Below are 21565 nucleotides of genomic sequence, written 5' to 3'. Positions count from 1 at the left end.
GCGCCGTCACTCAGCGGGGACGAGCCGCAGGATCTCGGCATCGGAGTCGTCGATCACGACATAGAGACATCCCTCCGGCCCACTGCGGACGGCGCGTATGCGCTGGCCGCGCTCCTCCAGCAGCCTTTCCTCGTCGACAATCTCCTCTCCCTCGATTTCCAGGCGCGTCAGATGGGTCATGGCCAGCGCGCCGACAAAGAGGTCCCCGCGCCATTCGGGAAATCGGTCTCCGTCATAGAAAGCCATGCCCGAGGGGGCAATGGAGGGGGTCCAGTAATGCAGCGGTTGCTCCATGCCCTCCTTCTCGGTGCCTTCGCCTATGGTTCCACCGGAATAGGCCATGCCATAGGTGATGACCGGCCAGCCATAGTTCAGGCCCTTACGGGGGATATTTACCTCGTCGCCGCCTCGGGGGCCGTGTTCATGTTCCCAGAGCACGCCGGTTTCGGGATGCAGAGCAAGGCCCTGGGGATTGCGGTGTCCGTAGGAAAAGATCTCGGGCCGGGCATCCTCCTGTCCGACAAAGGGATTGTCCTCGGGGATGCTGCCGTCACCGTGCAGGCGAATCAGCGATCCGGCATGGTCGTCAATATCCTGGGCACGGTCCTTTTCACCGCGGTCTCCCACCGTGATGAACAGATAGCCGTCACGGTCGAAGGCCAGGCGCGAGCCAAAGTGACGGGTCGTGCCCGAGAAGGGTTCTGCCGTGAAGATGCGCTCCAGGCCCTCCAGGCGGTTGTTCTCGAAGCGTGCGCGGCTGACCGCCGTGGTCATGCCGTTCTCGCCGAAGATGGAATGACTGAGGTAGATCAGGCGATTGCTTTCGAAATCCGGATGCAAGGCAACGTCCAGCAGGCCGCCCTGGCCCCGGGCGGCGACTTCGGGTGCGCCCGGAACGGGCTCGGGGGTCAGTGTGCCATCTCTTTCGAGGATGCGCAGGCGGCCCGGGCGTTCCGTGACCAGCATACGGCCGTCCGGCAGGAAGGCCAGGGCCCAGGGATGCTCCAGCCCTTCCGTGAAGGTCTGGACCTGGAAATCGGCCTGTTGGCTCGAATGGCTGTCCTGGGCAAGGGTTGCGGGCGCCAGCGTCATGGCTGCCAGCAGTGCGGGGATCAGGGGATGAAACGTTCTCTTCATGGGCCTGTCCATTCATGTCTGGAAGCAATCATCGCGTTGCCCGCGCAGCGGACACGCACTCTCGCACTCTTCCCTATCTGGTATGATACTCCTTTCATGCCAGGGCTGTGTAGCTCCTGGTCGGATGATCCGGCATTGCAGCCCCTTGTACTGAAATCACTGGCGGGGCATGCTGAGGCAATACTTGTGTGGTCCCGGGCCCGTTCCCGGACCGGTCAACAGGGGGGCAGAGATGAAAGTCGCAATTGCCAAGGAGCGACAGACTGGGGAGGCGCGCGTTGCCGCGACCCCCGACAGCGTCAAGAAAATGGTGTCGCTGGGCATGTCTGTCGTCGTCGAAAGCGGTGCCGGCAGTGGAGCCAGCCTGAACGATACGGCCTATAAGGAGGCCGGGGCCGAGATTGCCAAGTCGGACAAGAGCCTGCTGTCGGATGCCGACGTGGTCCTCCGCGTCGCCCGCCCTGGGGCCGATGAAGTCGAGGCCTGCCCGAAGGGCACGCTGCTGATCGGACAGATGAGCCCCTATCAGGACCAGCAGGAACTCGAAAAGCTGATCAAGCAGGACCTGACGGTCTTTGCGCTGGAGTTGCTGCCGCGAATCAGTCGTGCCCAGGCGATGGATACCCTGTCGTCGCAGGCCAATCTGGCTGGCTACAAGGCGGTTATCGATGCCGCCGCCGAGTACGGACGCGCCCTGCCGATGATGATGACGGCTGCCGGGCGCATCAATCCGGCTAAGGTGCTGGTCATGGGGGCCGGTGTGGCCGGTTTGCAGGCGATAGCAACGGCCCGCCGCCTGGGCGGCCGGGTCTATGCCACGGACGTTCGTCCTGCCGCCAAGGAACAGGTCGAATCCCTCGGCGCAGAGTTTGTCGCGGTGGAGGACGAGGAGTTCAAGGCGGCCGAGACAGCCGGTGGCTATGCCAAGGAGATGTCGGACAGCTACAAGAAAAAGCAGGCAGAACTGATCGCCGAGACCATTGCCGACATGGACCTGGTCATCACCACAGCCCAGATTCCCGGCCGACCGGCCCCGCGCCTGATCGACGAGGGTATGGTGAAGTCCATGCGGGCAGGGTCGGTCATCTTTGATCTGGCGGCCGAAGGTGGCGGCAACTGTGCGCTGACACAGCCCGGCAAGCTGGCCACCAAGCACGGCATCAAGATCATTGGCTACCGCAATGTGCCCTCGCGCCTGGCGGCCGACGCCTCGCTGCTCTACGCCAACAATCTCTTCAATTTCCTTTCCTTGCTCTATGACAAGGAAAGCAAGGCATTGAAGGTCGACTGGGACGACGAGATCGTGAAGGGAACGCTGCTCGGCCGGGACGGCAAAGCGGTTCATTCCGCGTTGACCGGAAAGAGCCAAGAGGCAGACCAACCTGCGGACAGCAAGCAGGCTTCGGAAGAGGGGAAGGCAAATGGCTGAGGAAAAACTTGTCGACCAGGCCGTTGCCCTGGCCAATCGCGCGAGCGAGCTTTCCAAGGATATTGCGGCCCTCGGACAGGACGCCAGCCGCATGGCTGCAGAGGGCGCGGGAAGCGCCGGCGGCACCTCGACGCTCGTGGTTGGTCTGACGGTCTTTGTTCTGGCGGTTTTTGTCGGATACCACGTGGTCTGGCGTGTGACGCCCGCTCTGCACTCGCCACTGATGGGCGTTACCAACGCCATATCCTCGGTGATCATCGTCGGCGCCTTGATTGCGGCCGGAACGGGGGATTACGGCTTCAGCGAGATCATGGGCTTTGTTGCCGTGGTCCTGGCCAGCGTGAACATATTCGGTGGGTTCATCGTCACGCACCGCATGCTGTCCATGTTCAAGAAAAAGCAGAGATAGGCAGGGGGATAAGACAATGGACAAGGATTTCGCCGCCCTGCTGTACCTCGTGGCCTCGGTCTGCTTCATCCTGGCCCTTCGTGGCCTGTCGCACCCCGAGACCAGCCGCAACGGTCTGAAGTTCGGGATGGCCGGCATGGCCATAGCCGTGCTGACCACGTTATTTGTCGTGCCAGAGGTCAACTTCCTGTTGATCCTGGCAGGCGTAGCCGTCGGTGGGACCATCGGCACGGTGATTGCCCTGCGCATCAAGATGACGGCCCTGCCACAGCTGGTGGCAGCCTTCCACTCGCTGGTGGGGCTTGCCGCGGTTCTCGTGGCCGTGGCCGCCTTTTATGACCCGGCGGCCTACGGCATCGGCTCGCCGGGGGATATCAAGGTGAGCTCCCTGATCGAGATGTCCATCGGCACTGCCATCGGGGCCATCACCTTTACCGGGTCCATCGTGGCCTTCGGCAAGTTGCAGGGGCTGGTCAGCGGCAAGCCGGTGACCTTCCCCATGCAGCACTGGGTCAACTTGGCACTGGGCATTCTTACGGTTCTGCTGGTCGTCTGGGTCTGCACGACCCAGACCAGTCTGCCCTTCTGGCTGATCATCCTGGTGACTCTGGCGCTCGGCATACTGATCATTATCCCCATCGGCGGCGCCGACATGCCGGTGGTGATTTCGATGCTGAATTCCTATTCCGGCTGGGCAGCCTGCGGCATTGGCTTCACGCTGGAAAACAACCTGCTGATCATCACAGGCGCCCTGGTGGGTGCAGCGGGTGCGATCCTCAGCTACATCATGTGCAAGGGGATGAACCGATCCTTCTTCTCAGTCATTCTGGGCGGATTCGGAGGGGAATCGGCCGCCGCCGCCGCCGATGACATGGACCGGACCTATCGCCAGGGATCGGCCGACGATGCCGCCTTCCTTATGCGCAATGCGGACAAGGTCATCATCGTGCCGGGTTATGGCATGGCCGTCGCCCAGGCCCAGCATGCCCTGCGCGAGATGGTCGACCTGCTGAAGGAAGAGGGAGTCGAGGTGAAGTATGCCATTCACCCCGTTGCCGGACGCATGCCGGGCCATATGAACGTCCTTCTGGCCGAAGCCAATGTGCCCTATGACGAAGTCTTCGAGATGGACGAGATCAATCGCGAGTTTGGAGAAACCGACGTGGCCTTCGTGATCGGCGCGAACGACGTGACCAACCCCTCGGCCAAGACCGATCCGGCTTCGCCCATCTATGGCATGCCGGTCCTGGACGTGGAGAAGGCGCAGAACGTGTTGTTCGTGAAGCGCTCAATGTCCAGCGGCTATGCCGGTGTCGACAACCCACTGTTCTACATGGACCAGACCATGATGCTGCTCGATGACGCCAAGAAGATGTGCGAGCATATCGTCAAGGCGCTGGAGCAGTAGACGTTTCAATTTAAAGCGTTCGGTTCAGCGTGGTCAGGCGCGGAACGGGGCGGTTTTGAGTAGATCACGGATCGGCTGCAGCACACGCGCGATGCGCTGGTCCCACAGATCTGTCAGCGCTTCCGGCGTTTCTGGTGCTGTGAGCGGATGCGGGGCGTGCACAAGCGGAGATCTGCGATCCACGGCCAGATAGAAGGTTTCATTATACACACCGGCCACCACTGACTTTTCTCTCATGTTGCGTGTCAACAGTCCACAGAGGATGCTGGCGATCGTGGTGGTATCAAGACGACGTCCTTCGGCTCGGCCTATGCCCTCCAGCGCGGTCAATACCTCAGGCGTGATCCAGGTTCTTGCTCTTTCGGGATTATCAGATCGTATCGTGTAGGCATGAGTCTGATCGACCTCACGCATGGAACTGTGGCGCACCGCGGTTCGTAGCTTCTGCAGCAGCCGACGCACGAATGAGCTTCGCGCTCGTACTGTCGCCTTCATTCCCGCCGCCTGCGGCAGATCAAAGCAGAACAGAAGTCCCTTGAAGACTACACGATGCCCGGTTCCACCTGTCTCGCTCAAAGTCAAGTCAAGCAGCCTGGTTGGCACACCGTCCAGCGAACCGCTCAGTCTGGCTGAGACGTCGAATCTGTTGTAGTCGGGCAGCAGTCCCAACTTTCTGGCAGCTGCTGGTGCATCCGACGTGTTGTCCACCTGGTCGAGAGAATGCAGGCCCGTCAATGCGCAGGCGGCTGGCAGACCAGTCGCAGTTACCTGGTTGCGCCAGGCCGTTGGTCCGGCGACCAGAATTAGATAGGCCGGCACACCAAAGAAAAGTGTCGTCAATACGACAAGGCCGCCCAGGTCTTTAATGCCGTCTACCCGAACGGCCAGCAGATAAAGTGGGCCAGCTGCGATCACGCTTGCGACCATCAGACGCGTTGCTATTCGGCGCAGCTCTCGACGACGCTGGGGACCCAGCAGTTGCGTCAGCTTGGCTGTGCGTTCTCTCATATCACTTTCGCGATCGCTCAATTTTTTCGGCTCCTCAATCACCGGCGATGAAGCCGATCCAGGTTCCATCCGCACGGATCGTCAACCGATAGCCCGTATATCCGACCTCCGCTGCCCGCCTGTTCCAATCCTCGCGCGTCATCAACAGGCTAACGTCAGCGGCCTGCTCCGGAGTCAGTTCTTCATAGGGTTGTGCTGGCATGGAGGCAAGGTAGGGCCACACAAAGGCACCGTCTGGTTTTCTTGCTGCGGGAAGCGCGAGCACCTGTGCCAGTGCACGCAGGACTGTCTGTCCGTCTTGACGGTCGACATTTTGCTGCCAATAGGCGATTGGGTCGGAGGCGACGGCATAGCTGAACTGGAAGTATTCGGCTTGTTCAAGGATTGGCTGCAAGGCTTGTAAATCACCGGCTTGTGCGGCCTTCAGCAGCTTACTGCGAGTCTGTACTACGGGAGCTGGCAGGTCGACCGGACGGTACAGGCCACGTGATTGCTCATGCGCCGCTCCATGAGTACATGCCGCCATCAGTAAAGCCAGTAGTATCCCGGGGGCAACGCAAAATACTCCCCATTTTTGCATGCCGCCCCCCGTAATGATGCGTTCTCCAAAAACGGAACGTTAGTTTCATGGTACTATCTCTATGATAGATTCTGCGGTCTTTTTGTGTAAAGTTAAAGAAATTCGGCGAAGCAGGGGGTGCAAACTAAGAATAGCTGATGAACCGAGGATTCCAGATGCCAAGGAAGACCCGAATCGGGCGCCTCAGCGCCAGGGCGGTGCCTAGCTCAGCACCGACCGAAACCGACACAGTCTAGGAGGTACAAAGGGGATGAAACGTATATTCAGTCCTGGATTGGTAGGTGCCCTTGCGCTTGCCGCAACGATGGTACTTGGGCCTGTGGCCCATGCAGCGAACTGCACCACCGGGGCCAAGGCAGCCGCTGACATCTGGACGGAATACGACAAGATTGCCAAGAGCGTCGGTTGCGCTGCCGGAACGGCCGGGGCGGCGCTCCTGAGCGCTGGCGCAACTCTACCGCAGTCTGCCCAGATCTATAAGCAATGCTTCGAGCAAGCGGATAAGATCGACCAAACCAGCCGCAAGATGATCGCCCAGTGGAATAAGCTGAACAAGAATGGCTGGGGCACGATTGGTCCGCGAGAGCTGCGTGTTGGTGGCAGCTATGAGGGCAATATCAAGTCCCAGTTCACGCGCATGTATATCAGTTCGTCACCGATCGCCGAACCCTTCGTCAAGCTTCGTATCAAGAAGCGGGACGAGCGTGCCAATAAGGGCAAGACCCGCGTGACGGTGTGCAAGTATCCGCCCGGTGGTCCGGGTCATGGTGTCGACGGCGAGAAGATCTGGAGCTTCACCATTGACCCCGGCCGGCAGAATCAGGGCAAGATCTGGCAGCGCGCCTTCGCCATTCCCGGGCACGTGTTGACGGTCGCTTTCAAAGGGCAGAGCGCGGTCAAGGCAATGAAGTACAGGTTGGAAGCCGATCGAATCGGAGCGGACCACACTGTGCTGATTGCCAGCAGCGATGTTTCGGGATCAACTGGCTACAACCTGTCAGTGTCCGATTACCTGGAGCCGATTGCCGGAACGATCGCGGGCTATTACGCCAGTGTCGATGCCAACGACAGTCGGTCGCGAACACGTGCTCGCGGAACTGTCGGTAGCGGCAATGATGCCTACCGCGTGGTCGGCCAGGTGAACGACGTGCAACTGGACGACCCAACTGCTGCCAACGTCCTGATCGACGGTGAGCCGCGTGGCAGTGTAGGCCAGCCGGACACCAAGGCCCGCGGCGGAGATACAGTGGTGATCGACAGTCGCAACGTCTCCGGGGCTACCGGTTACACGATCACTGCAACTGCATCGCTAAAGCCGGTCAACGGGCAGCTCGAGGGGAATCAGGTCAGTTTCAACAGTAATGACAACGTATCCGGTAACAGCGCTACGGGGCGTGTCAGCAGTGGTGCGGATGGCTACCGCACCAGCGGCAAGATCCGGGATATCCGATTTGACAATCCGAACGGCGGGCGCGCTCTGGTCAATGGGCAGCCGTATCGTGTATCCGGTCCTGCCCAGACAAGCGACGGCGAGCAGGGCACTGGAACGACAGGCGATGCAAGCTCAAGTGCCGACGGTGACCACTTCGCTGGCACGTGGAACAGCTCATACGGGGAACTGCGGCTGCATCGGATCGGCCGGTACCTGGTGGGCGACTACGCAAACCAAGGAATCATGGTGGGCAAGGTGTCTGATGGCTGTGTGGCCGGCGTCTTTACCAACGGCGGTCGGAACGGCGTGTTCCGCTGGGAGGCCGCCGGGAATGGTCGATTCGAAGGCCGTTGGGGTTGGCACGACCAGGGACTGAGCGATTCCTGGAGTGGCCAACGCACCGGACCGGCTCCAGACAGGCTGAACAACTTCACTCGTGGACAAGGAACAACTCAGACCATCCAGCAGGATCGGACGGTCTACGACGGGCGATACGACAGCAATTACGGTCCCATCACGCTGATGTCGCGCGATCTCTTTATGGTCGGCGACCACGCCGATAAAGGCGTTATGGCCGGCATGTGGGATGGTAATGGCTTCGTTGGCCGCTTTACCAACGGCGCGCGGACAGGCTGGTTCGACCTCAAGTTTTTTTCCAAGAACGGCGATTTCCGCGAAGGACAGTGGGGTTGGATTGACAACAACAATAGCGGAAGCTGGACGCTGTCACAGACTGCCAGCGGAACCTTGCCTGAGTTCGGGGCGCTGCCTGCGAGTGTAAGCTGCCGCTAAGGAGTTCCCTCCTGATGTAGCCATCGCTGCATCAGGAGGGATGCCCCGTCTTGGGCACCGTCTGCCTGGCTTCTGAATGCATCCAGCGAATCGCAGAAACCTCTCCCATAGAACATCCGTCGATCCTTGCATGGATGACCCATAATCAAATAACGGAACCAAACACCCAGGGTTGGTGGTTCTCAGAGCTGCTTATAGAGGATGGTGGCAGGGTCCAGGCGGTCCTCCTTGGGATCCCGGGCATAGGCCGGGATGGCGCCGAGGCTGAGGTACCCAAGAGAGAGATAGAGTTGCTCGGCCGCGCTGCCTGTCGTGGTGTCCAGTGTTATCAGGCTGCGCTCCAGCCTGCGGGCCTGGTTTTCGGCCTCGCGCATCAGCTTTCGGGCAATGCCGCGACGGCGGCATGTCGGGTGGACAAGCAGCTTGGTGATTTCCGCCCTGTGGGCCTGGTTGGGCGGCATGTCGCAGTTCAACTGGACAGCACCGGCCAGGCGCGCGGCGCCTTCTGGCGGATGCTCCCAGGCGACAAACAGGAAACGGTGCTCCTCGTCCAAGGCGGGCATGACCTTGTCGTTCCAGAAAGCGATCGCATCGCCCACACTGAAGGGCAGGATGAAGTTGATGTTCGCGCCGTCGTGGACGCAGGCATGCAGCAGTTCGCCAAGCTCCTGCAGGTTGTCCGAGAGGTCCTTTCCCCTAAGGCGGGCCAGAGTCACGGAGGGTGATTCCTGCATGAGCGTGCTCCTAGACCGTGAACAGGACGTAGCGGGCCACGCTGTCAGGCTGCGTTCGAAACAGACTCGGCCCTGAAAGCCGATAGCGCAGGCAATCTCCGGCCTGAAGACAGTGACTTTGCCCGTTGATCGTGATTTCCAGGGCGCCTTCCAGCAGGAAGAGGTGATGCTCAAGGCCATCGCGTGGGGGCCTGTCGTAGGCAATGGATTGGTTGGCCTGGAGTTCCGCCTCGATGGCTTCCCCGGCCAGTTGCTGGGCCGGCGGTGAAATGCTGCGTCTGAAAAAGCCGGCGTTCGGGTCGTGCCAGACCTCCTGCTCCGTACGCCTGATCAGGGGCGTGTAGTCGTCTTCGACCATCTGCATCAGGCGCGAAAGGGTCAGGCCGTAGGCGGAACAGAGGCGCCCCAGAATGTTCGCTGTCGGGCTGACCTCGCCGTTCTCGATGCGAGAGAGGGACGCGCGGCTGATACCACTTTGCCCAGCCAAGTGATCGAGCGACCAGTCCTGTTCCAGGCGCAGGCTTTTCAGGCGGTCCGCAAGGCGGTTATCAATTGGGTTCTCGCTCATATATGAAAATAATTCTCATATACGAGAATATGTCAAGAGTTATGGCCCAGGCCGGCCAGCAGCGGTGCTGTGCAAAGACACAAGAAAAGCGCAGCCCGAAACCGAGCTGCGCTTTTCTTGAGAATTGTTCGAGCCTCTGGAGGAGGAGAGAGGCCTAGAAGCCCTCGCGCTCCATGCGCTTGCGGAGAAGCTTGCGATAGCGGCGCACGGCTTCGGCGCGCTCACGCTTGCGCTTCTCGGATGGCTTCTCGAAATGGCGGCGCAGTTTCATTTCACGGAAGACGCCTTCGCGCTGCAGCTTCTTCTTGAGTGCGCGCAGGGCCTGATCGACATTGTTATCGCGAACGTGTACTTGCACGGAAGCTCGAACCTCCTGATCTCTTGAACAAAAACAACCGTTCCGCAACGCTCGTCGCTGCGGAGCCGGTTCAATAGCACGGCTCGGTTCCTGTGAAAAGAACCTATATGCCTTCCGCAGACGCAATCTTTACGCCCAAGGACAATTGATTCATACAACAGATTATGGCTGTTCTCAAGATCCTGCGGATGGGACATCCGTTATTGGCGCAGAAGGCGCAGGTCATTCAGGATCTGCACGACGGCGAGCTGCGCCGTCTGATCGCGGACATGAAGGAGACCCTGCAATGCGAGGGAGGCAGCGGGCTTGCTGCGCCGCAGATCGGTCGCGCCTTGCGCCTGGTCGTTTATCGCGTGCCGGGACGTCACCTGAAAACGAACCGCCTGGGCAGCAATGACATGCGCGTCCTGGTCAATCCGACGATCGTGCCGCTGGGTGAAGCGAAGGATCCTGGATGGGAAGCCTGCCTGTCCCTGCCTGGCCTTGCGGGAGAAGTCTGGCGCTACAAACAGGTGACCTGCCGCTATTACGACGAGTCGGGAAAGCTGCACACACAAGAGGCCAGTGGATTCGAAGCCCGGATCCTGCAGCATGAATGCGATCATCTCGACGGCGTGCTCTATGCACATCATATTGGTGACATGAGGAAGCTTATCTATTCCTCGGAACTGCATCATCAGGGAGCGGACGCGTGAGCGAAGAAGCCAGAGAGGGAAACGAGGCGCTGGAAGAGCTGAGGGCACGGCTGCTTGAAGCGGCACTGCCGCACGTGCCCTTCGATGGCTGGGGTGAGGCCGCCTTGCTGGCCGCAGGGCGGGAGCTTGGCCTGGATACGGTACTGGTCCTGAATGCCTTCCCCGATCCGGGACGCGATCTGATCGAGGCCTACAATCATCGTATCGACCTGGAAATGCTGGAGCGATTCGATGAAGAGATTCCCCGGGATTCCAAGGTACGGGACAAGATCGCGGCGCTGGTGCGCCTGCGTCTTGAATTGCTGGAACAGGACAAGGAAGCCGTGCGCCGGGGGGCGGCCTTCCTGTCCCTGCCTTTCAATGCAGGCCTGGCTTCGCGCCTGCTTTGGCGGACAGTCGATATCATGTGGTATGCCGCCGGAGACACGGCCACGGATTACAACTACTACAGCAAGCGCGCACTTCTCTACGGTGTCTATTCCTCGACCTTCCTGTACTGGTTGAATGACCGTTCGGAGAATTACGACGCGACCTGGGCATTCCTGGATCGGCGGATCGATGAAGTCCTGAAAGTCGGTGGACGTCTCGGCAAGACCATGTCGCGCTTCATGTCCCTGCCGGAGCGGGTAATGGGCGCGCAAAAGAAGGACAGCCTGAAAAGCAGGCTGACGCGCCGCAAGCGACCCTTCACGCCGCGTGACTACTGACCGTTAATCCCCCACCAAGCTGGCCGTCAGGCCATCTTGCAGAGCAGGCGGAGAAACGCATCCTGTTCCTCCTTCTGGAGGGGGGACAGGACTTCACAGTTCACCCGGAAGGCTGCCTCTACCAAGCTGTCGGACAATTTCCGGCCGCTGTCGGTTAGTTCCAGGACCATCCTGCGCCGATCCAGAGGGTCGGGCTTGCGGTCTATGAAGCCCCGGGTTGCGAGACGCTGGACCACCCCCTGTATGGTGGCGGGGTCCATGGCCGTTTCGCGGCCAAGCTGATTCTGGGAGAGGCGTTGCCTTTCGCGCAGCCGTGTCAGGGCAAAGTACTGTGCGGGTGTCAGCTCGTATTGAGCGAGCTGTCCCTGGAAAAGCGAAGAGGCACGCTGGTGGGCACGACGCAGCAGATGTGCAATCTGCTCGTCGAGCTGGAAACTGTTCCCTTCAGCGCAAGGGGTGCGGAAGCTATCTGTCATGACTTCGGGCATTCGAACCTCTGGTTAAGGTTGGCGATTATGCCCTCCGCCGGGTTCTTGCCGCTTCTTTTGGCGGCCAAGTCAGCAACGGTTTCCCGAAAGCATATGCACATCGAAGCCCGGCGTCCATGCTTGTTATCGCTTGGATCTGAATGTAGTGCAGAGCGGCCTTTCGCAGGCTGCGGGCAGTCTTTGCTTGTCCTTGCGCTGCGCGTCTGCACACTGCCTGCCGACAGCGTAGCCGATGTCCCTCTTTTCAGGTTGTTTCAGATGAAGCCGAAAGTTCTACAGATCAGACATATGCCGGGCGAGCGCAACGACCGGGTCAGCGCCGATTTGCTGCGCCGCGGGTTCGAGCTGGATACGCGCTGGATTGCCGAGGGGCATGAACTTCCGGTCGAGACAGAGCCCTATGCGGCCACGGTCATCTATGGCGGTGCGCAGATGGTCGACCAGGTCAACGAACTTGATTACCTGGGGCGGGAAATCGATTGGATCACCCGCTGGATGAAGACCGACAAGCCCATGCTGGGGATCTGTCTGGGCGCCCAGATGATTGCCCATGCGCTGGGCGGCAAGGTCGGACCGCATGCGGAGGAAAAAGCGGAAATCGGATTTGTGCCGATTGAACCGACCGAAGCGGGCCAGGATCTGATGCCCGAGGAGATGATGGTCTTTCACTGGCATCTTCAGGGTTTCGAGACCCCACCGGGCAGCGAGCAACTGGCCCGTGGCCCCGTGTTCGAACATCAGGCCTTCCGTCATGGGGAGTCCGTCTATGGCCTGCAGTTTCACCCCGAGGTGACACGCGAAATCCAGGCTCAGTGGCTTGAAGCAGGCGCGCACATGCTGGAAATACCGGGGGCCCAGTCGCGCGAGGCGCAATTGGCCGCCACGGAACGGCACCTGGACCCGTTGGGCGACTGGTTGCGCGGGTTCCTGGACATCTGGATCGGCCAGCAGGCACTGAAACCGGCGCGCCAGGCTTCGTGAGTCAGGCCGTGCCGTCGTTGCGCCTGCTGCTGGTGGATTCCGGGGTCGGCGGCCTTTCTGTCCTGAAGGAACTGAGCAAGGCACTGCCGCAGGCTGAGATCATTTATCTGGCAGACACAGCCGCGTTTCCGCACAGCGATCAGAACGAGGCTGCGCTGGTGGATCGACTGAAGGCACTGATCAGCGGAGTAGTCGAAACCGGGCATCCGGACATGGTGGTTGTGACCGGCAGTACGGCCAGCTGCCTGGCTCTGGAGGACCTGCAAGATCATTTTTCGTTTCCGCTTATCGGGTGCTGTCCTGCCCTTGAGCGCGGTGTCGAGATGACCGGGCGTGCGTGCGTAGGATTGTTGGAAACAGAGCTTACGCTGGGATTGCGAGGATGCCGCAAGTGGGTGGACCGGGCTGCGGCAAGCTGCAAGGTGGTGCGTGTGGGAACCAGCCGCCTGGCCGCATTGGCCGAGCGGCGCTTTCGCGGTTTGCCCATTGACCAAGCCATCCTGGCGCAGGAAACCGGGGCCTGTTTCTTGATGAGGAAGCGCCGACCCCCGATACGGTGGTTCTGGGCTCTCCACATTACTGGTTTCTTCTCGAGGAACTGCGCCGTATGGGGCCTCCAGGAACCTTGTGGATCGAGCCGGGCATGGAAATGGCTCAACGTGTTCTTGACCAGGCAGGCACGATTGCGCTGCCGGCAAGCCGATGGCCACTGAATGGGGGCAACCTGGCGATCTTCTCGCACCTGTCGCCACAGAATCGGCGTAGTGTGGAACGCGGCTGCGCAGCATTCGGGTTGAAGCGTGTGTTCAGCCTAGACCCTCTGTCCACCGAAGGCCGTTCGCGATTATCCAGCCTGCTGTCCCCGGCTTGATTGTTAACGCGTTGCGTCCCGGCGGTCGCTGGGGCACCTTTCAAGCGGTTCCCACTGAGCGAGTAACTGGCGCGTGTCCACTGTCCTCAAAACCATCTGTTCCTTTCGCTCCGTCTGGCTGATGGCTGTTCTCTCTCTGGTCCTGGCAGCTTGTGCCGGGCCGAGCCAGACACCAGAACCCGAACGCTATCCGCCGATCAGCTATCCGTATCAGGCCAAGGAACGCATCCTTTCGATCGCCTATCGTGAGTGGCTGGAGTTCCGGCGTCCTGTCCTGGATCAGACCGGGCAGGAGGCAGAGCAATTGCGAAAGGGCTATGAGGAGGGCGATCCCGAGGTCTTTCCCCATCTGCAGGCCTACTGGAATGCAGTGCGATCCGAATATGCCGGCTATGTCCGCCAGCAGAGACGGCGCCACCGTGCCGGAGTGAAGACAGGGTTGTGGCAGGGCGAGCCCTGGTCTGCGGCCTTTATTTCCTACGTCATGCGCTCGGCCGGGATCGACCTGGATGATTTCGAATGGGATGCCGGTCATCGGAACTATGTGGATGCCGCCATTCGCAGCGAACGGCGTTATGGACGGGACAGCGTCTTCCTGCCCCATGAAATCACCGACTATGCACCGCGTGTGGGGGATCTCGTCTGCTCCGATCGCAGCCTGCCGGCCGAGCAGCGCATAGGCAGCCTGGCCGAACGTGTCGCAGAACTGGGCAGCTCGCGTGGCATGCATTGCGACATCGTCGTGCAGACTGAACCGGGACGCATTGCCGTGATTGGCGGGAATGTGCGCGATGCGGTCACACTGTCCTACCTGTCCGTGAACGCCCAGGGGCAGCTGGTCCCCTGGCAAACGGAAGATGGGCCGGAAACCCGAACCTTCTTTGCTGTCCTGCAGACCAACATTCCTGACCCACCGGGCGGTTTTCCCGTGCCGCGCGGCTTGCGCGAGGCTGAACAGCTCTTGCGTCAGGAAGAGGGGCCATCCGTTTCTGGCTGATAGCGTCCCTGTGACGCAATTCGTGCGCTCACTGTCGATCCTGGAACAGTGACCGGGCAGGGCGAACGCTAGCGTCCAGCGGAAATTAGCAAGAATCCGGAAGGGGATAGCCCAGATGCCGAAGAGTGATATCGAAATTGCCCGCGAAGCCTCGATTCGCCCGATTTTCGAAGTGGGTGAGAAGTTGGGCATCCCGCAGGAACAGGTGCTTCAGTACGGCCCCTACAAGGGCAAGGTGTCCTTCGACTTCATTCGTTCGCTTCAGGACCGGCAGGACGGTCGACTGATCCTGGTGACCGCCATCACCCCGACCCCGGCCGGTGAGGGCAAGACCACCACGACCGTCGGGCTTGGCGATGGCCTGAACAAGATTGGCAAGAACGCATCGATCTGCTTGCGCGAGCCCTCTCAGGGGCCCTGCTTCGGCATGAAGGGCGGCGCGGCCGGCGGCGGCTATGCCCAGGTTGTGCCCATGGAAGACATCAACCTGCATTTTACGGGCGACTTCCACGCCATCGGAATTGCGCACAACCTGCTCTCGGCCCTGATCGACAATCATATCTACTGGGGCAATGAACTTGAGATCGACAGCCGCCGGGTGGCCTGGCGCCGCGTCGTTGACATGAACGATCGTTCGCTGCGGCAGATCGTGTCCTCACTCGGCGGTGTGGCAAACGGCTTCTCGCGCGAGGACGGCTTCGACATCGTGGTCGCATCCGAGGTCATGGCCATCTTCTGCCTGGCCAGCGATCTGGAGGACCTGACCGAGCGCCTGGGCAAGATCGTCGTGGCCTATACCCGCGACAAGAAACCGATCCTGGCGCGCGACCTGAAGGCCGAAGGCCCCATGGCCGTGCTGTTGCGCGATGCCATTGCCCCCAACCTGGTCCAGACCCTGGAGAACAATCCCGCTTTCATCCACGGCGGTCCCTTCGCCAACATTGCGCATGGCTGCAATTCCGTGATTGCCACCAAGACGGCGCTGAAGCTGTCCGATTACGTTGTCACCGAAGCCGGTTTCGGCGCCGATCTGGGCGCAGAGAAGTTCTTCGACATCAAGTGCCGCAAGGCCGGACTGAAGCCCAATGCAGCCGTCATCGTAGCAACTGTGCGTGCGCTCAAGATGCATGGCGGCGTTGGCAAGGACGATCTTGGCAAGGAGAATGTGGAAGCCGTCAAGAAGGGCTGTTCGAACCTGGCGCGGCATATCCGAAACGTGAAGGCCTTTGGCGTGCCCGCCGTCGTGGCTATCAACCGTTTCATCACCGATACCGATGCGGAAGTCGAGGCCGTGCAGTCCGTGGCGCAGGAACTGGGTTCGAAGGCCATTCTCTGCACGCACTGGGCCGATGGTTCAGCAGGGACGGAGGAACTGGCCCATCACGTGGTGGATCTGGTCGAAAGCGGCGTCGACCAGTTCGCCCCTCTCTATGACGACGACATGCCGCTGTGGGACAAGATCCAGACCATCGCCACCCACCTTTACGGAGCGCACGACATCCAGGCGGACAAGTCGGTGCGTGGCCGCATCAAGGAGCTTCAGGACACCGGATATGGCCATCTGCCAATCTGCATGGCGAAGACCCAGTATTCCTTCTCGACCGATGCCAACCTGAAGGGGGCACCATCCGGTCATTCCGTAACGATCCGTGAAGTACGCCTTTCGGCCGGAGCCGAGTTCGTTGTCGCCGTCTGCGGAGATATCATGACCATGCCGGGCCTGCCACGCGTGCCAGCGGCCAATAATATCAAGCTTGATTCGGAAGGGCGGATCGAAGGGCTTTTCTGACCCCTTTGCGTGCCGGCCTGGTCGGCGGAAAGCCGTCGATCAGGCATTGCGTCCGCAACAGCTTGCGTGTATTGGATATGGATGGTCAAGAAGGGGGCTTCTATGACAGGACATATCAAAGCTGTAGTCTGCGCGGTCATCGGAGGCGTCTGGCTGGCTTTGGCCTCGGTTGCGACGGCTGAGGACGCAACACAGACAGCAGCGAAGACCGATGGAACGGGCCTTGAGGTCCACGCCGTCATCATGGAAGGCGCTGGCGCGATAACCAAGGATGTTTCCTTCAGTCTGCACAGCACCAACGGGCGCGGCGATCGCAAGCTGGAGGCCTCCGGCACGGGTGGCCAGGCCACCCTTGAGGCAGAGCCGGGCGAATACATCCTGACGACCGTTTACGGCGCCACGACGCGCCAGCAGAAGGTCCGTATCGATGATGAGGGATCACGCCATGTCGTGAATCTGGACGCCGGCGAGATCACCCTGGATGTGATTCGCGGCGTCGGTCAGCCTTCGGTCACCAAGCCGATCGAATGGACGATCATGACCTATGGCAAGAACAGCAACGGCAATCGCAAGGTTGTCTATGAAGAAACTGCCGTGAATCCCTTCCTGGTGTTGCCGGAAGGCTGGTACGTCGTGCATGCCGTCAATGAAGGCGAACAGATCAAGCACACCATCGAAGTCACGAGTGGCGTACGCTACGATTACACACTTGTGCACTACTAGATGTCTGGCCTGACCTCGCTCAGGCCAAGAGATACGATGATCGAGGGCTCATCCCTGAATTGGGGTGGGCCTTTTGTTTTGCGCAACTTATGGCGTACCATTTTTGACCCAGTCGCTTTTCTTGATTCCCCAGAATCAGGCGACCACTTGGCCTACAATCAAACGCTGCAAAATTCATCAATTCATATGGGGTGAAGAGCAATGCTTGAGTGGGCCATAGTTTTCTTTATCGTTGCCATCATCGCTGCCGTCTTCGGTTTTGGTGGCATTGCAAGTGCAGCCGCCGGGATAGCTAAAATACTTTTCTTCATTTTCCTGGTGCTTTTCCTGATTGCAGTAATCAGTGGTCTGGCCGGAGCCGCGGTTGTCGTCCCCTGACAGTGGGTTCTGATAAGGACTGGCGAAGTGGGGATTGCATTCCCACATCATAAGGGTTGCAATATGCTGAATCATAAAACGGAAAGGATATAACCGTGGCAAATCAAAGCGTGGACAAGGAAACCGAGAACCTGAAATCGGAGCTGGACAATCTTCGCAAGGATCTTGGAAAGTTGAGCGAGCAGGTCGGCAAGACTGCTGGTGCTGGTGCCCGCGCTGCTTCGGACGAGACGCGCGCGGAGATCAACCGCTTGCGCGGTGAGTTGAATCGCCTGGCGGGTAACGCATCCGATCACGGCAAGGCGGGCGTTGAAGTGGTTCACGAGCAGGTTGAGCGCCATCCCCTGGCCAGCCTGGCAACCGCCTTTGGCGTAGGTTTCGTGCTGGGCAAGCTTCTGGACCGGCGCTGAGCGCCGGTCTCTGACCCGGCTATCCTGAGGTTACTTTAGGCAGGGGTATTTCGTTGCTCGAAGAACTGCGCAGCCTTGCGGCGCGTTTTGCGGCCGCACTCTTCCTGATGAGTCTGGCGGCTCTCGCCCTTTTGGGGGCGGCCGTTTGGGGGGCATTTGCCCTCTATCTGCGCCTCGAAGAGATCATGGATGCCGCTTCTGCGGCTGCCATCACCGGAGGTGTGGTCCTTCTATCGGCAGCCGTTCTTGCCGGTATCGCCTGCCTTGTCTTGCGAAAATCCGGATCATCCAAACCCAAGCAACCCGCCGTGGACCCGGCGAGCGGCCTTCCTCTTGGCAAGGACTCGCCTCTGAAGGGTCTGCCGTTGCCGGGCCGGCCCTGGGAAAGGGTCTATGCCGGGCTGATTGCCGGGTTCTGTCTTGGGGCCTCGCCTGAATTGAGGCGTTCGCTCAGCAAGATTGTCGAGGACTATACCCGTCCTCCCCCTTCCTGATTTCTGGATGCATATAGCGCAAAAATGAAAAACGGCGCGCCTTCCTGGCGCGCCGTTTTCCTGGTCAGGCCTGACCGGCCCTGCGGAACCGCCAATCAGGCGGCACGCATCCTGTCGAGAAAGCCCTGGACTTCGTTCCTGAGCCTGTTGGCCTGCTCGGTCAGGCCCTCGGTCGCCTGAAGAACGTCGTTGCCCATTTGTCCGGTCTTGTCGGCGGCTTCCTGAACCTGGGAAATCACCTCGTCCACCTGCTGGGTTCCACTGGCCGCCTCGTTGACACTGCGTGAAATCTCGCTTGTGGCGGCGGACTGTTCCTCGGCGGCCGATGCGATGGAGGATATCATCTCGTCGATGCCGTTGATGCTTTCGCTGATCTTGCGAATGGCGTCGACGGCTTCCGTTGTGACGCCCTGCATGTCCGAGATCTGCTGGGAAATTTCCTCGGTGGCCTTGGCCGTCTGGTTGGCCAGGTTCTTGACCTCGCTGGCCACCACGGCAAAGCCCTTGCCGGCCTCGCCGGCCCGGGCCGCCTCGATGGTCGCATTCAGCGCCAGCAGGTTCGTCTGCTCTGCAATGTCCTGGATCAGCTTGACCACATCGCCGATCTTCTCTGCAGCCGCGGACAGGCTGTTTACGGTTGAGTTGGTCTGTTCGGCTTCCGTCACGGCCTCGCGGGCCATGCGGTTGGAGGACTCCAGCTGCTGATTGATTTCCTGGATCGAACTGGAGAGCTCGTCCGCGGCTGAAGCCACGGTCTGTACGCTGGTGCTGGCCTGGCGTGAGGCGGAACTGACGGACAAGGCCTGGCTGTTGGTGTCCTTGGCGATGTGCGAAAGTTCCTGTGCATTGTCGTGAATTCGCGATGCATCGGAAGCGATCGAGTTGCCCAGTTCACCGATGCTGCTTTCCAGGCCCTGGGCGAGGTTCTCCAGGGTTTCCTGCTTTTCCTTTTTCAGCACTTCCGAATAGATCGAGATGGCCTGTTCCATGTCCAGCAGGGTGGCCTTGTTGATGGCCTGCAGGGCGGAACTGCGCTGGTCGCTCATCTGTTTCGCCTGCCAGCGGCCATTGTAGTGATGACTCAGCACTTCCAGGAAACGGGCAGAAAGGAAGCTGTAGCCGCCGATGTACCAGGAGGGAGCCAGGCCGATGCGCGCGTGGGCCTCGCCAATACGGCGCGCGGACTCCTGGTAATCCTGACTGAAGTCGCCGGAAAGAATTTGCTGCCAGTGCTTGATCTGCAAATCACGTGCGCGGCTTCGCGAGTCTTCGGAGGCGAACAGGCTGTTGGTTTCCTTGTAGTTCGCCAGATGGCTGTAGAAAGCTTCCATGATCCCCGGCAGTTCCGCCTCGATGATGGGCTTGATGCGACGCAGGGTGGCGACGGTTTCCTGGTCGATCTGAAAAAAGTCGAGGCGTCTCTCAAGGGACAGCTCTTCCGACATGCTGCGAATCTCCTGGATGATCTTGTTTAGACTGGTGTGTGTTGATGTGCACTTGTTAGCCGAACAATAGGCAAAAGGAGTTAAAAGAGCCTTTATAGGTCAGTTAAAAATCGGGATGGCAGGTGATATCCCCCAAGTGACTGTGCCGCTCACGGGATTGCCACAAAGACTAGCGATTGTCTGCTGTCTGAGGACGCGGTAAGCCTGTGTAATCGATGATCAAGGAGTTCCCGGGCAGGGTTTAGAGGTATGAGTGAGGGCACACCCCTGAATGTGGTGATATTGGCGGCCGGGCAGGGAACGCGGATGCGTTCTGCCAAGCCCAAGGTCCTGCATGAAGTTGCGGGCCTGCCCATGGTGCGGCATGTCCTGAAGGCTGCGGAACAGCTTGAGCCCAGCCGCATTGCGGTGGTGGTGGGGCCCGACATGCCGCAGATTGCCGAAGCCGTTGCACCCTGGCCTGTCATCGTTCAACAGCAGCGCTTGGGAACTGCGGATGCCGTTCGGACGGCAGCGCCGCTTCTGAAGGACATGGGTGAGAAGGAGGATTTGCTGGTCCTCTATGGCGATGGCCCCTTGATCACGGCCGAGACGCTGCACGTGCTCCAGGAGCAGAAGCGGTCGAGCGGAGCCGAGCTGGTCTGGCTGGGCTTCCGGCCGCCCGATCCGACGGGCTATGGCCGTCTGTTGCTGGCTGAGGATGGAACGCTTGAGGCTATTGTCGAGGAGAAAGATGCCTCGGACGAACAGCGGCGTGTCGCGTTGTGCTGGGCCGGCTACCTGCTGGGCGATGCACGGGGGATGCTCGAACTGCTTGAGCAGGTCGACAATGACAATGCCAAGGGGGAGTACTACCTGACGGACCTGGTCCGGCTCGGGCGTGCGATTGGACGGATGTCCCGGGTCAGCGAGTGCGGGGTGGACGAGGTCACCGGTGTCAATTCGCGCAGCGAACTGGCCCAGGCTGAAAAGCTGATGCAGGAACGCCTGCGCCGCCGAGCCATGGAGCAGGGTGTGACCCTGGTCGATCCGGATACGGTCTGGTTGTCTCACGATACCGAGCTTGCCACCGATGTGGTTGTCCATCCCAACGTTGTCTTTGGACCCGGGGTCCGCGTGGCCGAAGGTGTCGAGATATTGAGTTTTTCCCACCTGGAAGGGGCCCGGATTGCCGAAGGGGCACGTATCGGTCCCTACGCGCGCCTGCGCCCCGGCAGTGAAATCGGGGAGAAGGCGCGCGTGGGCAACTTCGTGGAGATAAAGGCGACGCGCCTTGGCGCCGGCGCCAAGGCCAATCATCTGAGTTATCTTGGCGATGCCACGGTCGGCGCAGATGCGAACATCGGTGCGGGGACCATTACCTGCAACTACGACGGCTATGACAAGCATCATAGCGACATCGGGGCGGGTGCCTTTATCGGGTCCAACACAGCCTTGGTTGCGCCCGTGCGTATCGGGGCGAACGCCATCGTAGGCGCCGGCTCGACCATAACAGGGGATGTCCCAGATGACGCCCTTGGACTGGCACGTGCGGAACAGACGGTGCGTCCCGATGCAGCCGCCCGCTTTCGGGCGCAGCGCAAGAACAGCAAGGAGACATCCTGATGTGCGGTATTATTGGCATCCTGGGCCAGAAAGCGGTCACGCCCCTGTTGATGGATGGACTGAAACGCCTGGAGTACCGCGGGTATGACTCGGCTGGCGTCGCCACGCTGCGCAACGGGCAGATCGA

At 60.2% G+C, this 21565-nt stretch carries 23 protein-coding genes; 15 read left to right on the top strand and 8 right to left on the bottom strand.

Going from position 1 to position 21565, the window contains the following annotated elements; all coding sequences use genetic code 11:
- Positions 1 to 6 precede the first annotated feature (6 nt).
- Positions 7 to 1137: a PQQ-dependent sugar dehydrogenase gene (locus BP38_RS0111635; protein ID WP_026987864.1), complete on the bottom strand. Its 1131-nt coding sequence runs from the start codon at positions 1135 to 1137 to the stop codon at positions 7 to 9.
- A 232-nt stretch (positions 1138 to 1369) separates the two neighbouring features.
- Here BP38_RS0111635 and BP38_RS0111630 point away from each other — a divergent pair, with 232 nt between their 5' ends.
- The 3 genes from BP38_RS0111630 to BP38_RS0111620 are packed head-to-tail and all read left to right on the top strand — an operon-like array spanning position 1370 to position 4383.
- Positions 1370 to 2566 carry a Re/Si-specific NAD(P)(+) transhydrogenase subunit alpha gene (locus BP38_RS0111630; RefSeq protein WP_026987863.1) on the top strand — a complete coding sequence of 399 codons (1197 nt, stop codon included), beginning with the start codon at positions 1370 to 1372 and terminating at the stop codon, positions 2564 to 2566.
- Positions 2559 to 2975: an NAD(P) transhydrogenase subunit alpha part 2 gene (locus BP38_RS0111625; RefSeq protein ID WP_026987862.1), complete on the top strand. Its 417-nt coding sequence runs from the start codon at positions 2559 to 2561 to the stop codon at positions 2973 to 2975. Before BP38_RS0111630 ends, BP38_RS0111625 begins: the two co-directional genes overlap by 8 nt.
- A 16-nt stretch (positions 2976 to 2991) precedes the next feature.
- Complete coding sequence (locus BP38_RS0111620) at positions 2992 to 4383, top strand: NAD(P)(+) transhydrogenase (Re/Si-specific) subunit beta (protein ID WP_026987861.1); 1392 nt, start codon at positions 2992 to 2994, stop codon at positions 4381 to 4383.
- A 33-nt stretch (positions 4384 to 4416) separates the two neighbouring features.
- Here the strand turns inward: BP38_RS0111620 and BP38_RS0111615 are convergent, their stop codons facing one another.
- Entirely contained in the window at positions 4417 to 5412 is a 996-nt protein-coding gene (locus BP38_RS0111615; protein ID WP_155992398.1) for a hypothetical protein, read from the bottom strand.
- Between the two features lie 13 nt (positions 5413 to 5425).
- The gene (locus BP38_RS0111610) at positions 5426 to 5971 is read right to left on the bottom strand and encodes a hypothetical protein (RefSeq protein ID WP_155992396.1); all 546 of its coding nucleotides are present in this window, start codon (positions 5969 to 5971) and stop codon (positions 5426 to 5428) included.
- A gap of 250 nt (positions 5972 to 6221) precedes the next feature.
- Here BP38_RS0111610 and BP38_RS0111605 point away from each other — a divergent pair, with 250 nt between their 5' ends.
- Complete coding sequence (locus BP38_RS0111605; RefSeq protein WP_155992394.1) at positions 6222 to 8195, top strand: hypothetical protein; 1974 nt, start codon at positions 6222 to 6224, stop codon at positions 8193 to 8195.
- A gap of 182 nt (positions 8196 to 8377) precedes the next feature.
- Here the strand turns inward: BP38_RS0111605 and BP38_RS0111600 are convergent, their stop codons facing one another.
- The 3 genes from BP38_RS0111600 to rpsU form a co-directional block, all read right to left on the bottom strand.
- Positions 8378 to 8929, bottom strand: coding sequence for a GNAT family N-acetyltransferase (locus BP38_RS0111600; RefSeq protein ID WP_051609294.1), 552 nt, complete (start codon positions 8927 to 8929; stop codon positions 8378 to 8380).
- A gap of 10 nt (positions 8930 to 8939) precedes the next feature.
- The gene (locus tag BP38_RS0111595; RefSeq protein WP_026987856.1) at positions 8940 to 9497 is read right to left on the bottom strand and encodes a helix-turn-helix domain-containing protein; all 558 of its coding nucleotides are present in this window, start codon (positions 9495 to 9497) and stop codon (positions 8940 to 8942) included.
- 154 nt (positions 9498 to 9651) lie between these two features.
- Positions 9652 to 9855 carry a 30S ribosomal protein S21 gene (rpsU, locus tag BP38_RS0111590; protein ID WP_022729189.1) on the bottom strand — a complete coding sequence of 68 codons (204 nt, stop codon included), beginning with the start codon at positions 9853 to 9855 and terminating at the stop codon, positions 9652 to 9654.
- Positions 9856 to 10019: 164 nt separating this feature from the next.
- Here rpsU and def point away from each other — a divergent pair, with 164 nt between their 5' ends.
- Together def and BP38_RS20390 are read left to right on the top strand one after the other, a co-directional pair.
- Positions 10020 to 10550, top strand: coding sequence for a peptide deformylase (gene def, locus BP38_RS20395; RefSeq protein WP_035725020.1), 531 nt, complete (start codon positions 10020 to 10022; stop codon positions 10548 to 10550).
- Positions 10547 to 11257 (top strand): COQ9 family protein, encoded by a 711-nt coding sequence (locus tag BP38_RS20390; RefSeq protein WP_051609293.1) that lies wholly within the window; start codon positions 10547 to 10549, stop codon positions 11255 to 11257. The genes def and BP38_RS20390 overlap by 4 nt, the downstream gene beginning before the upstream one ends.
- Before the next feature lie 26 nt (positions 11258 to 11283).
- On the opposite strand, the gene BP38_RS0111575 is transcribed toward BP38_RS20390, so the two are convergent.
- On the bottom strand, positions 11284 to 11733 hold the full coding sequence (locus tag BP38_RS0111575; protein WP_026987855.1) for a MarR family winged helix-turn-helix transcriptional regulator: 450 nt from the start codon (positions 11731 to 11733) through the stop codon (positions 11284 to 11286).
- A gap of 270 nt (positions 11734 to 12003) precedes the next feature.
- Between BP38_RS0111575 and BP38_RS0111570 the strand changes: the two genes are divergently transcribed.
- The 8 genes from BP38_RS0111570 to BP38_RS0111535 all read left to right on the top strand — a co-directional run bounded on the left by BP38_RS0111570 (position 12004) and on the right by BP38_RS0111535 (position 18388).
- A complete protein-coding gene (locus BP38_RS0111570; protein ID WP_026987854.1) occupies positions 12004 to 12726 on the top strand; it encodes a glutamine amidotransferase-related protein in 723 nt (240 codons plus the stop codon).
- Between the two features lie 8 nt (positions 12727 to 12734).
- Positions 12735 to 13439, top strand: a complete 705-nt coding sequence (locus BP38_RS21840) for a glutamate racemase (protein WP_162175157.1) — start codon at positions 12735 to 12737, stop codon at positions 13437 to 13439.
- A gap of 231 nt (positions 13440 to 13670) precedes the next feature.
- Positions 13671 to 14594 carry a DUF2272 domain-containing protein gene (locus BP38_RS20380; protein WP_051609291.1) on the top strand — a complete coding sequence of 308 codons (924 nt, stop codon included), beginning with the start codon at positions 13671 to 13673 and terminating at the stop codon, positions 14592 to 14594.
- Between the two features lie 115 nt (positions 14595 to 14709).
- On the top strand, positions 14710 to 16383 hold the full coding sequence (locus BP38_RS0111555; protein WP_035725018.1) for a formate--tetrahydrofolate ligase: 1674 nt from the start codon (positions 14710 to 14712) through the stop codon (positions 16381 to 16383).
- A gap of 102 nt (positions 16384 to 16485) precedes the next feature.
- Positions 16486 to 17106 carry a hypothetical protein gene (locus BP38_RS0111550; protein WP_026987851.1) on the top strand — a complete coding sequence of 207 codons (621 nt, stop codon included), beginning with the start codon at positions 16486 to 16488 and terminating at the stop codon, positions 17104 to 17106.
- A 201-nt stretch (positions 17107 to 17307) separates the two neighbouring features.
- A complete protein-coding gene (locus tag BP38_RS22265; protein ID WP_026987850.1) occupies positions 17308 to 17484 on the top strand; it encodes a DUF1328 family protein in 177 nt (58 codons plus the stop codon).
- A gap of 95 nt (positions 17485 to 17579) precedes the next feature.
- The gene (locus BP38_RS0111540; RefSeq protein WP_026987849.1) at positions 17580 to 17894 is read left to right on the top strand and encodes an ElaB/YgaM/YqjD family protein; all 315 of its coding nucleotides are present in this window, start codon (positions 17580 to 17582) and stop codon (positions 17892 to 17894) included.
- A 53-nt stretch (positions 17895 to 17947) separates the two neighbouring features.
- Entirely contained in the window at positions 17948 to 18388 is a 441-nt protein-coding gene (locus BP38_RS0111535) for a hypothetical protein (protein WP_026987848.1), read from the top strand.
- A gap of 95 nt (positions 18389 to 18483) precedes the next feature.
- On the opposite strand, the gene BP38_RS0111530 is transcribed toward BP38_RS0111535, so the two are convergent.
- A complete protein-coding gene (locus BP38_RS0111530; RefSeq protein ID WP_026987847.1) occupies positions 18484 to 19833 on the bottom strand; it encodes a globin-coupled sensor protein in 1350 nt (449 codons plus the stop codon).
- A 249-nt stretch (positions 19834 to 20082) separates the two neighbouring features.
- Here BP38_RS0111530 and glmU point away from each other — a divergent pair, with 249 nt between their 5' ends.
- The gene (gene glmU, locus BP38_RS0111525) at positions 20083 to 21438 is read left to right on the top strand and encodes a bifunctional UDP-N-acetylglucosamine diphosphorylase/glucosamine-1-phosphate N-acetyltransferase GlmU (RefSeq protein ID WP_026987846.1); all 1356 of its coding nucleotides are present in this window, start codon (positions 20083 to 20085) and stop codon (positions 21436 to 21438) included.
- Positions 21439 to 21565: the final 127 nt, after the last annotated feature.

It is taken from the genome of Fodinicurvata fenggangensis DSM 21160, from assembly GCF_000686045.1.
GTDB classification, from domain to species: Bacteria; Pseudomonadota; Alphaproteobacteria; order Kiloniellales; family DSM-21159; genus Fodinicurvata; species Fodinicurvata fenggangensis.
Note: the sequence above shows the minus strand (reverse complement) of the source record. Positions and strands in the feature narration are given on the sequence as shown.

Excerpts from the sequence above, each read along its gene's own strand:
- BP38_RS0111635 (WP_026987864.1), bottom strand. The coding sequence starts at position 1,137 with ATGAAGAGAACGTTTCATCCCCTGATCCCCGCACTGCTGGCAGCCATG.
- BP38_RS0111630 (WP_026987863.1), top strand. The coding sequence starts at position 1,370 with ATGAAAGTCGCAATTGCCAAGGAGCGACAGACTGGGGAGGCGCGCGTT.
- BP38_RS0111625 (WP_026987862.1), top strand. The coding sequence starts at position 2,559 with ATGGCTGAGGAAAAACTTGTCGACCAGGCCGTTGCCCTGGCCAATCGC.
- BP38_RS0111620 (WP_026987861.1), top strand. The coding sequence starts at position 2,992 with ATGGACAAGGATTTCGCCGCCCTGCTGTACCTCGTGGCCTCGGTCTGC.
- BP38_RS0111610 (WP_155992396.1), bottom strand. The coding sequence starts at position 5,971 with ATGCAAAAATGGGGAGTATTTTGCGTTGCCCCCGGGATACTACTGGCT.
- BP38_RS0111605 (WP_155992394.1), top strand. The coding sequence starts at position 6,222 with ATGAAACGTATATTCAGTCCTGGATTGGTAGGTGCCCTTGCGCTTGCC.
- BP38_RS0111600 (WP_051609294.1), bottom strand. The coding sequence starts at position 8,929 with ATGCAGGAATCACCCTCCGTGACTCTGGCCCGCCTTAGGGGAAAGGAC.
- BP38_RS0111595 (WP_026987856.1), bottom strand. The coding sequence starts at position 9,497 with ATGAGCGAGAACCCAATTGATAACCGCCTTGCGGACCGCCTGAAAAGC.
- def (WP_035725020.1), top strand. The coding sequence starts at position 10,020 with ATGGCTGTTCTCAAGATCCTGCGGATGGGACATCCGTTATTGGCGCAG.
- BP38_RS0111575 (WP_026987855.1), bottom strand. The coding sequence starts at position 11,733 with ATGACAGATAGCTTCCGCACCCCTTGCGCTGAAGGGAACAGTTTCCAG.
- BP38_RS0111570 (WP_026987854.1), top strand. The coding sequence starts at position 12,004 with ATGAAGCCGAAAGTTCTACAGATCAGACATATGCCGGGCGAGCGCAAC.
- BP38_RS0111555 (WP_035725018.1), top strand. The coding sequence starts at position 14,710 with ATGCCGAAGAGTGATATCGAAATTGCCCGCGAAGCCTCGATTCGCCCG.
- BP38_RS0111550 (WP_026987851.1), top strand. The coding sequence starts at position 16,486 with ATGACAGGACATATCAAAGCTGTAGTCTGCGCGGTCATCGGAGGCGTC.
- BP38_RS22265 (WP_026987850.1), top strand. The coding sequence starts at position 17,308 with ATGCTTGAGTGGGCCATAGTTTTCTTTATCGTTGCCATCATCGCTGCC.
- BP38_RS0111530 (WP_026987847.1), bottom strand. The coding sequence starts at position 19,833 with ATGTCGGAAGAGCTGTCCCTTGAGAGACGCCTCGACTTTTTTCAGATC.
- glmU (WP_026987846.1), top strand. The coding sequence starts at position 20,083 with ATGAGTGAGGGCACACCCCTGAATGTGGTGATATTGGCGGCCGGGCAG.